We start from the raw sequence: 7,966 nt of genomic DNA, 5'->3' as shown, positions 1-7,966 counted from the left end.
TTCCTTCCCCTTCGACGGCCGCCGCTGGGACCAGGACGAGTGGTACTTCCTGGCCCGTACGACCTCGACGGACGCGGCGGTGGAGCTCAACGGGGAGGGCCTGACCGACCTGGAGCGGCGCAGTGTCGCCGGGGCACGTTGGTGGTCGTGCCCGGAACTGGCGGGGGCCCATGAGACGGTGTACCCGACCAGACTCGCCGAGCTGCTGAACCGGCTGCTCGTCGAAGGTCCCCCGAGCGAGCCGCTGGTCCTCGACACGGAAATCGTCTAGAGGCGCCGGAGGCTGTCGCACAATAGGGGGACGCACGGCAGAAGGGGAACATGCCATGAGCGCCGAGGACCTCGAGAAGTACGAGACCGAGATGGAGCTGAAGCTCTACCGGGAGTACCGCGACGTCGTCGGGCTGTTCAAATACGTGATCGAGACCGAGCGTCGGTTCTATCTCACCAATGACTACGAGATGCAGGTGCACTCGGTCCAGGGTGAGGTGTTCTTCGAGGTCTCGATGGCGGATGCCTGGGTCTGGGACATGTACCGCCCGGCTCGTTTCGTGAAGCAGGTGCGCGTTCTGACGTTCAAGGACGTGAACATCGAGGAGCTCAACAAGAGCGACCTGGAGCTTCCGGGCAGCTGACCCTGCCGCTTCTGTCGGGTCTGCCGCTTCTGCGGCCTCTGCTGGCTCTGCCGGCTCGGGGTCCCTCCGGCGGGTGACGGGGTTTTCCACAACCCGCCGGTAGTTCACCAAGATCCACTTCTGTCCGTCCCGTGCCGCAGCGTGGGCGTCGGAGGTGGTGCCGACGTGAACGCACGGGGCGCGATGGGGAAGTACGGAGAGGACCTGGCCGCGAGGCGGCTGGCCGAGGCAGGGATGACCGTGCTCGCGCGGAACTGGCGCGCGGGCCGCTCGGGCGAGATCGACATCGTGGCGCGGGACGGCGACGCGATCGTCGTCTGCGAGGTCAAGACGCGCAGAGGGAGCGGAGCGGCCGCCTTCGAGCACCCGATGGCCGCGATCACGCAGGACAAGGCGCGGCGGCTGCGGTCCCTGGCGGAGCGCTGGATCCACGAGCACGGCGGAGCGCCACCGGGCGGCGTCCGCATCGACGTCGTCGGGATCCTGGTGCCCGTGCGGGGCGCACCGCGCGTCGAGCACGTGCGAGGAGTGTCCTGATGGGGTTCGCGCGGACCTGTTCCGTGGCCCTGGTGGGGGTCGAGGGCGTCGTCGTCGAGGTGCAGGCCGACCTGGAGCCGGGCGTCGCCGCGTTCACCCTCGTCGGCCTGCCGGACAAGAGCCTGGTGGAGAGCCGCGACCGGGTGCGGGCCGCGGTCGTCAATTCGGGGGCGGACTGGCCCCAGAAGAAGCTCACGGTCGGGCTCAGCCCGGCGTCCGTGCCCAAGGCCGGTTCGGGATTCGACCTCGCGGTCGCGTGTGCCGTACTCGGCGCCGCCGAGCGCATCGATCCGCGGGCCCTCGCCGACATCGTCATGATCGGGGAGCTGGGCCTCGACGGGCGGGTGCGCCCGGTGCGCGGTGTGCTCCCGGCGGTGCTCGCCGCGGCGGACGCCGGATACGAGCAGGTGGTCGTGCCGGAGTGCACGGCGGGCGAGGCGGCCCTGGTGCCGGGTGTCTCCGTGCTCGGGGTCCGCAGCCTGCGCCAGCTCATCGCGGTGCTCACCGACGAGCCCGTCCCGGAGGAGGAGCCCGAGACCGTCGGGCGCCCAGATCCGCTGCTCGCCGGGCTCAGCATGCCCGGCAGCGGCGCGGGCACCGGCCTCGGCGGTCCGGTCCACGACGGGCACGCACCCGACCTGGCGGACGTCGTGGGCCAGCTCTCGGCGCGCACCGCCATCGAGGTCGCCGCCGCGGGCGCGCACCACGTGATGCTCTCGGGGCCGCCGGGTGCGGGCAAGACGATGCTCGCCGAGCGACTGCCCGCCATGCTGCCCCCGCTGACCCGTGCCGAGGCGCTGGAGGTCACGGCCATCCACTCGGTGGCGGGCATGCTGCCGGCCGGCACATCCATGATCGACACGGCGCCGTACTGCGCTCCCCACCACTCGGCGACCATACAGTCCCTCGTCGGGGGCGGACCCGGCGTCGCGCGACCGGGAGCGGTGTCGCTGTCGCACCGGGGCGTGCTGTTCCTCGACGAGGCGCCCGAGTTCAGCGGACGGGCCCTCGACGCGCTGCGCCAGCCGCTCGAGGCGGGGCACGTCGTCATCGCCCGCAGCGCGGGAGTGGTGCGGCTGCCCGCGCGGTTCCTGATGGCGCTCGCCGCGAACCCCTGCCCCTGCGGGCAGTACCGGGCGCACGGGGGCGAGTGCGACTGCTCACCGGCCGCTGTGCGGCGTTACCAGGCACGGCTCTCCGGCCCGCTGCTCGACCGGGTGGACCTGCGCGTCGAGGTGGACGCGGTCACGCGCAACGAACTGTCGGGATACGGCCCGCGCGGCGAGAGCACCCGGGCCGTCGCCGACCGGGTCCGGCAGGCCCGGGAGCGGGCCGCGGCACGCCTCGCCGACACCCCCTGGCGGACCAACAGCGAGGTGCCCGGGCACGCCCTGCGCACCCGGTGGCCGGCCGCACCAGGCGCCCTGGACGAGGCCGAGATCGACCTGGAGCGCGGCTTCCTCACGGCACGCGGCCTCGACCGGGTGCTGCGCGTGGCCTGGACGGTCGCCGACCTGGCCGGCCACGACCGGCCCTTCGCCCAGGACGTGGCACTCGCGCTGCAACTGCGCACCGGCATCTCGCGCGGGGTGCCGATGACGATCGGGGCCGGCTGATGACTCCGGCGGCCGTCTCCGACACCGTGCGCCTGGCCCGGGCCCGGCTCACCCGGGTGCTCGAGCCGGGCTGGGAGGTCGCCGCCCGCTGGCTGCGGGAGTTCGGCCCCGTCGAGACCGCCCGCCGGATCGACGCGGCCGCGGCGGACGAGGAGGGGGCCGAGCGGTTGCCCGGCGTGCGGGCCGAGCGCTGGGCCGGCCTGGCCGCACGGGCCCGGGACGCACCGCCGCCGGAGCGCGACCTGGAGCGGGCGGCCCGGCACGGCGCGCGCTTCCTGTGCCCCGGCGACGTCGACTGGCCCGGGCAGCTCGATGACCTGGGGGACGCACGCCCGCTCGGGCTGTGGGTCCGGGGCGGTCCGAGCCTGCGGATGTGGGCGTTGCGCTCGGTGGCGGTCGTCGGCGCGCGGGCCTGTACGGACTACGGCGTGCGCATGGCGGCGAGCCTCGGCGGCGGGCTCGCCGAGCGCGGCTGGGTCGTCGTGTCCGGCGGCGCCTACGGGATCGACGCGGCCGCCCATCGCGGGGCACTGGGCGCGACCGGGGCCACGGTCGCCGTGCTGGCCTGCGGCATCGACCGGGTCTATCCGCGCGGGCACACGCAGTTGATCGACCGCGTCGCGGAACAGGGACTGGTGATCGCCGAGTTGCCACCCGGTGAGCACCCGACCCCGAGCCGGTTCATCCTGCGGAACAGGGTGATCGCGGCGCTGACCAGGGGGACCGTCGTCGTGGAGGCCGCCTACCGCAGCGGGGCACTGGGCACCGCCCGCTGGGCTCAGCGGCTCGGCCGTCACGCGATGGGCGTGCCGGGGCCTGTGACGAGCAGCGTGTCGGCAGGCGTGCACGAACTGCTGCGCAAGGAGGGCGCACTGGTGACCGATGCCGCCGAAGTGGTCGAACTGGTGGGGGAGATGGGCGAGCTCGCGCCCGAGCGCCGCGGCCCCGTGCTGGCCCGTGACCTGCTGCCCCCGCCGGCGGCCCGGGTGCTCGCCGCCGTGCCCGTACACGAGCCGGGCGCCGTCGCGGAGATCGCACGGGACGCCGGAACGAGTGAGGACGACGCGATCGGGAGGTTGTACGAACTGCGCTCGTTGGGGTTCGTCGAACGACACGGTGACGGCTGGCAGTTGACACGCCAGAGCGCCGGGACGGTCTTTCCGGAAGGGAGAGTTCCCTGACGCTGCGTGTTGCGCCGTCCGGATGACACCCCGATGACCTTGCCAGTTCCGGTAGTTGACGCTTCGCGGGGGTCACGCAGAGCGAGCAGAGGTGCCGCGCGAGTTCCCCAACGGAACGTATCTGCGCACGTGTGATCCCCTGGCCTTCGCACACTGCGACTGTCCAGTCACGCTACGCTCACCAGGATTCGGGTCCGTCACCTCGATCCATGACCAGGTGGACGGCCCGTGAACAGTCAGGACGAGACGGGCACACCCCGCCCCCAACGGGCCCCCGGCTCCGCACCAGCACAGCGATCGACGGCACAAGGCGGCGCATGCCACAGCACACCTCAGGATCCGACCGGGCGGCGGCGCCACCCGCCGCCCGTGGTTCCAGCGTGCGGCCCCCGGCTCCCACCTCCCTGGAGGAGCTGTGGAGGTCGTACAAGGCGACGGGCGACGAGCGGCTGCGCGAGCAGCTGATCCTGCACTACTCGCCCCTGGTGAAATACGTGGCCGGCCGGGTCAGTGTGGGGCTCCCGCCCAACGTGGAGCAGGCCGACTTCGTCTCGTCCGGGGTCTTCGGGCTGATCGACGCGATCGAGAAGTTCGACATCGGGCGCGAGATCAAGTTCGAGACGTACGCCATCACCCGGATCCGCGGCGCCATGATCGACGAACTGCGGGCGCTGGACTGGATCCCGCGGTCGGTGCGGCAGAAGGCACGCAATGTGGAGCGGGCCTACGCCACGCTCGAGGCGAGGCTGCGGCGGACTCCCTCGGAGACAGAGGTGGCGGCCGAGATGGGGGTCGCGATCGAGGAATTGCACGCCGTTTTCAGCCAGTTGTCGCTCGCCAATGTGGTGGCGCTGGAGGAGCTGCTGCATGTCGGGGGCGAGAGCGGCGACCGGCTCAGCCTCATGGACACCCTGGAGGACCAGGCCGCGGACAACCCCGTGGAGGTCGCTGAGGACCGTGAGCTGCGGCGGTTCCTCGCGCGGGCGATCAACACGCTGCCCGAGCGGGAGAAGACCGTGGTCACGCTGTACTACTACGAGGGCCTGACCCTGGCCGAGATCGGCAACGTGCTGGGGGTCACCGAGAGCCGGGTCAGCCAGATCCACACGAAGTCGGTGCTCCAGCTGCGGGCCAAGCTGGCGAGCTTCGGACGCTGACCTACCGCCGGTGCCGACTGCGGAATCGTCCCTGCCCGGATCGGCACGGCCTCGGCCCCGTACCGACCTTGCGGCGCCTCGGCGGGGCCCCGGTCAGGCACGGGCGTGTCCGGTGAGACTCCCGTCCCGCGGGACGCGTCCGTACAGTGGAGGCGTGCCAAGGATTCGAGCGGCCTCTGTGGCCGAGCACCGGTCGATGCAGCGCGGCGCCCTTCTGGACGCGGCGCGCTCCCTGCTGTCCGAGGGCGGGACGGAGGCCCTGACCTTCCCCGCGCTGGCGGAGCGGACGGGGCTCGCGCGGTCGTCCGTGTACGAGTACTTCAAGTCCCGGGCGGCCGTCGTCGAGGAGCTGTGCGCGGTCGACTTCCCGGTGTGGGCGGCGGAGGTGGAGGCCGGGATGGCCCGGGCCTCGACGCCCGAGGGCAAGGTCGAGGCGTACGTGCGGGAGCAGCTCGCGCTGGTCGGGGACCGGCGGCACCGGGCCGTCGTCGCGATCTCGGCGAGCGAGCTCGACGCGGGGGCCCGGGAGAAGATCCGGGCCGCGCACGGGAGCCTGGTCGCAATGGTGGTCGAGGCGCTCGGGGCCATGGGGCACGAACAGCCCCGGCTCGCGGCGATGCTCGTGCAGGGCGTCGTCGACGCGGCCGTGCGCCGGATCGAACTCGGAGCGGCGGAGGAGCCGGGGCCCATCGTGGACGCGGCGGTGGCGATGGTTCTGCGCGGGGTCACGGGCTGAGTCAGGCCGCCGCCCTTGTCCGCACCGTCCCGCCCCGGCCCAGCCCCGCCCGGTGGGCGAGTCCGTCGTCCCAGCAGCTTTCGCGGCTGCTCACCTCCGGGCTGCCCTCACCTCCCGAACACCCTCACCCCCACCCCCACCCGTAGATCACGCTCGGTGCCGGAGCCCCGGCCCGTTCGCCCGGGCTCCCCGGGGCGCGGCTCAGCAGGCCCTGCCGGGCGATCCGGTCGTCTCTGTCTCCGTCTCCGTCGCCGGGAGCCAGGCTGAGCGGCAGGGGCGGTGGGCCCAGCCACAGGGGGAGCAGGCGGGGTGGGCCGTGGGTGCGGGCCGCGGGTGAGAGCAGGGTCAGCGGGTTCAGGTAGGTCGTGCCGCGACGCAGGCCCCAGTGCAGGCAGGACGGGCTCACGGGCGGGCAGTGTCCCGTCGGGAGTTCGAGGGTGCCGAGGGGAGCGCCCGCGGTGACCTCGGCCCCTTTGCGGACGGTGGCGCTCACCGGTTCGTAGGACGTCCGCAGGGGCGGTGCGCCGGAGTCGGTGAGTTCGACGGTGATCACACCGCGGCCGGCGACCCGGCCCGCGAACGTGACGCGGCCGGCCGCCACCGTGCGGACCGCGGCCCCGATCGGGGCCGCCAGGTCGACGCCCCGGTGGCCGGGACCGTAGGGCGAGGACGGTGGAGCCCAGTCGCGGACGACGGCCGGGGGTCCGGGCCCACCGCCGCTCCCGTCGACGGGCCAGACGTCAGAGACCGGAACCGGCCCCGGCACGGCCCACGCCATGGACGGCCCGACCGGCACGAGCAGGGCCCACGCCACCGCAGCCACCATCGGGAGCACCCGGAGCACCCGGAGCACCCGGAGCACCCGGAGCGTCACAGTCTTCGGGACCGGGCGGCCCCGGCGCGCCACCTCCCGGCCCGCACCCCGCGACGGCCGTGCCGCCGGCGCCCGGCGGCCCGGCAGCGCCTCGAACCTCACGCACAGTAGTTCTCGCATGGCTCAGACGATGCTCGACCGGGACGTTCCGCGGGGATCATGGGCGCGAACCGTGGACTACCGGCCGGTTGTGGACAGCGGCGTCACCCGCTGCTCCGCGGGTCCCGTACACTTCTTGTGGCGATCCGGGCCACCGGATCGACTTCGCACGCCCCGACACCTTCGGTGTCAGCGGCCTATCGGTCCCGTACGAGCGACAGAGCGTACGCGGCAGGCACGCGGTGGGGCGTCAGGAAACAACCGAGAACACCAGAGGAGTACGGCCATGGCCGTCGTCACGATGCGGGAGCTGCTGGAGAGCGGCGTCCACTTCGGTCACCAGACCCGTCGTTGGAACCCGAAGATGAAGCGCTTCATCTTCACGGAGCGCAACGGCATCTACATCATCGACCTGCTCCAGTCGCTGTCGTACATCGACCGCGCCTACGAGTTCGTCAAGGAGACCGTCGCCCACGGCGGCACGGTCATGTTCGTCGGCACGAAGAAGCAGGCGCAGGAGGCGATCGCCGAGCAGGCGACCCGCGTCGGCATGCCCTACGTGAACCAGCGCTGGCTGGGCGGCATGCTCACCAACTTCTCGACCGTCTACAAGCGTCTGCAGCGCCTCAAGGAGCTCGAGCAGATCGACTTCGAGGACGTCGCCGCGTCCGGTCTCACCAAGAAGGAGCTTCTCGTGCTCTCGCGCGAGAAGGCCAAGCTGGAGAAGACCCTCGGCGGTATCCGCGAGATGTCCAAGGTTCCCAGCGCCGTCTGGATCGTGGACACCAAGAAGGAGCACATCGCTGTCGGCGAGGCCCGGAAGCTCAACATCCCGGTCGTCGCGATCCTCGACACGAACTGTGACCCCGACGAGGTCGACTACAAGATCCCGGGCAACGACGACGCGATCCGCTCCGTCACCCTGCTCACCCGTGTGATCGCCGACGCCGTCGCCGAGGGCCTCATCGCCCGTTCCGGCCAGGCCGCCGGTGACCAGAAGCCGGGCGAGAAGGCCCAGGGCGAGCCGCTCGCCGAGTGGGAGCGCGACCTGCTCGAGGGCGAGAAGAAGGCCGACGAGAAGAAGGCCGAGGAGACCCCGGCCGAGGCCGCCGCTCCCGCCGAGGCCGAGGC

Annotated in this window: 8 protein-coding genes and 1 pseudogene; 8 read left to right on the top strand and 1 reads right to left on the bottom strand. The window is 72.5% G+C overall.

The window, feature by feature from the left end; genetic code table 11:
- The 7 genes and pseudogenes from GTW43_RS25960 to GTW43_RS25930 form a co-directional block, all read left to right on the top strand.
- A pseudogene (locus tag GTW43_RS25960) lies at window positions 1-271 on the top strand (DNA mismatch repair protein MutT); the annotation flags it as partial.
- Between the two features lie 55 nt (window positions 272-326).
- Window positions 327-635, top strand: coding sequence for a DUF2469 domain-containing protein (locus GTW43_RS25955; protein ID WP_005311352.1), 309 nt, complete (start codon window positions 327-329; stop codon window positions 633-635).
- 183 nt (window positions 636-818) lie between these two features.
- A complete protein-coding gene (locus GTW43_RS25950; RefSeq protein WP_237536816.1) occupies window positions 819-1,172 on the top strand; it encodes a YraN family protein in 354 nt (117 codons plus the stop codon).
- Complete coding sequence (locus GTW43_RS25945) at window positions 1,172-2,788, top strand: YifB family Mg chelatase-like AAA ATPase (protein WP_161304410.1); 1,617 nt, start codon at window positions 1,172-1,174, stop codon at window positions 2,786-2,788. Before GTW43_RS25950 ends, GTW43_RS25945 begins: the two co-directional genes overlap by 1 nt.
- Complete coding sequence (dprA, locus tag GTW43_RS25940; RefSeq protein ID WP_161304409.1) at window positions 2,788-3,969, top strand: DNA-processing protein DprA; 1,182 nt, start codon at window positions 2,788-2,790, stop codon at window positions 3,967-3,969. The genes GTW43_RS25945 and dprA overlap by 1 nt, the downstream gene beginning before the upstream one ends.
- Window positions 3,970-4,286: 317 nt before the next feature.
- On the top strand, window positions 4,287-5,126 hold the full coding sequence (gene whiG, locus GTW43_RS25935) for an RNA polymerase sigma factor WhiG (RefSeq protein WP_161304408.1): 840 nt from the start codon (window positions 4,287-4,289) through the stop codon (window positions 5,124-5,126).
- Window positions 5,127-5,304: 178 nt separating this feature from the next.
- Window positions 5,305-5,862 carry a TetR/AcrR family transcriptional regulator gene (locus tag GTW43_RS25930; protein WP_161304411.1) on the top strand — a complete coding sequence of 186 codons (558 nt, stop codon included), beginning with the start codon at window positions 5,305-5,307 and terminating at the stop codon, window positions 5,860-5,862.
- A gap of 124 nt (window positions 5,863-5,986) precedes the next feature.
- Here the strand turns inward: GTW43_RS25930 and GTW43_RS25925 are convergent, their stop codons facing one another.
- Entirely contained in the window at window positions 5,987-6,688 is a 702-nt protein-coding gene (locus GTW43_RS25925) for a M23 family metallopeptidase (protein ID WP_161304407.1), read from the bottom strand.
- A gap of 433 nt (window positions 6,689-7,121) precedes the next feature.
- Here GTW43_RS25925 and rpsB point away from each other — a divergent pair.
- Window positions 7,122-7,966: 30S ribosomal protein S2 (gene rpsB / locus GTW43_RS25920; RefSeq protein WP_161304406.1), on the top strand; the 845-nt coding region annotated here is incomplete at its 3' end.

The organism is Streptomyces sp. SID5785, assembly GCF_009870065.1.
In the GTDB taxonomy this organism is placed as follows: Bacteria; Actinomycetota; Actinomycetes; order Streptomycetales; family Streptomycetaceae; genus Streptomyces.
This window is presented reverse-complemented; position numbering and strand designations above follow the sequence as displayed.